This window comes from Ventosimonas gracilis (genome assembly GCF_001580025.1).
GTDB classification, from domain to species: domain Bacteria; phylum Pseudomonadota; class Gammaproteobacteria; order Pseudomonadales; family Pseudomonadaceae; genus Ventosimonas; species Ventosimonas gracilis.
In genome coordinates this window covers 1-1,581 of sequence record NZ_LSZO01000020.1, presented here as the reverse complement: position 1 = coordinate 1,581, position 1,581 = coordinate 1, and the positions used below count along the sequence as shown (strand labels likewise).

At 47.1% G+C, this 1,581-nt stretch carries 3 protein-coding genes; all 3 read left to right on the top strand.

Annotated features, from left to right (window positions below):
• Positions 1-202, top strand: a 202-nt coding sequence (locus tag AXE65_RS13990; RefSeq protein ID WP_204376493.1) for a hypothetical protein, incomplete at its 5' end; no start/stop codon positions are given.
• 103 nt (positions 203-305) lie between these two features.
• Positions 306-821 carry a CCDC90 family protein gene (locus AXE65_RS01510; protein ID WP_153015357.1) on the top strand — a complete coding sequence of 172 codons (516 nt, stop codon included), beginning with the start codon at positions 306-308 and terminating at the stop codon, positions 819-821.
• A gap of 129 nt (positions 822-950) precedes the next feature.
• On the top strand, positions 951-1,367 hold the full coding sequence (locus AXE65_RS01505) for a hypothetical protein (RefSeq protein WP_068387038.1): 417 nt from the start codon (positions 951-953) through the stop codon (positions 1,365-1,367).
• Positions 1,368-1,581 lie beyond the last annotated feature (214 nt).

The window sequence follows — 1,581 nt, the reverse complement described above, 5'->3', positions numbered from 1 at the left end:
ATTCGGTGGCGGTCAAATCCAGCGCAAAGTGGCGAACAATCTGACGAAATCTCGCTTCGCTGATTTTCGAACGTTTGAAGTACCTATTTTACCAGTCATATCAGGAAGTTATCATGCCATAAAAACATGTTTGCTTCCTAAGACCCAAAAGAAAATAAACCGACATTTATTGTCAGCATTGCCCGCAAGCCATGCATCATAGCTGACGCGATAACCCGCCAAGAACGCTATTGCATGGGCGCGGTTTGTTGGGCAGCCCATACCAGCGCTCCTTTTCTAGTGGTGCTAACATAGGCCTGCGAAAAATGGAAAAGGGGTTGGTTATGGCGGCGGCTGCGTTTGATACGGCTGAATATATTGAAGCGTTGGAAAAAGAAGGCATTGAGCACAACCAAGCGCGTGCTTTTGTCAAGCTAGTGTGGCGCTCGCATGAAGCGGTCTTGGCTACCCAAGCGAAAGAGCAGCAAGAAATCAGTGCTCGTACAGCAAAAGAACAAGATAGCAAGACAGAGCATAAAATCGAGCTTCTGCGCAAAGATATGGGCGCTGTTGAAGAGCGACTCAATGGCAAGCTGGCAAATCTTGAAACAGGTCTGCGCAAAGACATGGAGGCGGTTGAGGAGCGGCTTAATGGCAAGCTGACAAATGCGGTTGAGGAGCGGCTCAATGGCAAGCTGACAAATCTTGAAACAGGTCTGCGTAAAGACATGGAAGCCCTAGGTAACAAATTGATTATCCGGCTGACCTTGGCCATGCTTGGAGTGCTTGGCGTTGCAGGTACTATCTTGAGCTTCGTACTGCGTACTGTGCTGATGAAATAATTCCCTGCTTTTTTATGCTGTTGCCCTTAAAGCCCTGCTGCAAAGCGGGGCTTTTTGTGGGTGGGGAACGTCTTTTGAGGTGCTAACATAGGTACATTGAAAAATGCACTGGCTAAACGAGGGAAAGAGATGAGTTCAGCCGCTTTTAATTCGTTTGATTCTTTGCAATTCGCCAAAAAGCTCAAGGCTGCGAAGGTTTCGGAGGAGCAGGCAGAAGTCGTGGCAGAGGCTTTGCGTGAGAGTTTTGACGAGAGAGACAAAGCACTGGCCGCAATAGAAGCCAAGATAAAAGAGTTGGCTGTTGATGCCAAAAACAATGCTGAAAAGATGGCAACAAAAGAGGATGTGGTTAGGTTAGAGGGTCGAATAACCAACCTTGAGCAGACCATGAATGCCAAAATGGAGGGCATGAATAGCAAAATGGATGGGCTGGAAAATCGCTTGCTTGTCAAGCTCGGCAAAATGCTGGCTATTGGCGTAGGTTTGATTGTTACTTCCATAGGCATTGCTGCGGGCATTATTATCAAACTGATGCCACATGCCTGACCCATTCCCTGCTTTTTTATAAAGCCCTGCTGCAAAGTGGGGCTTTTTTGGTGGGGTTAGGCTCGCAGGCATGGTTGCCAAGCTAATCACAGTAAAACGCGTTGTTATTAAGTATTGATATTAAGCAAGGGTCTTAGGAAGCAAACGCGATCAAAGCGGCTGTTCACGCAGTAATTTTAGCAAGGCCAGATAGATGTTTTCATGTCGATGATTG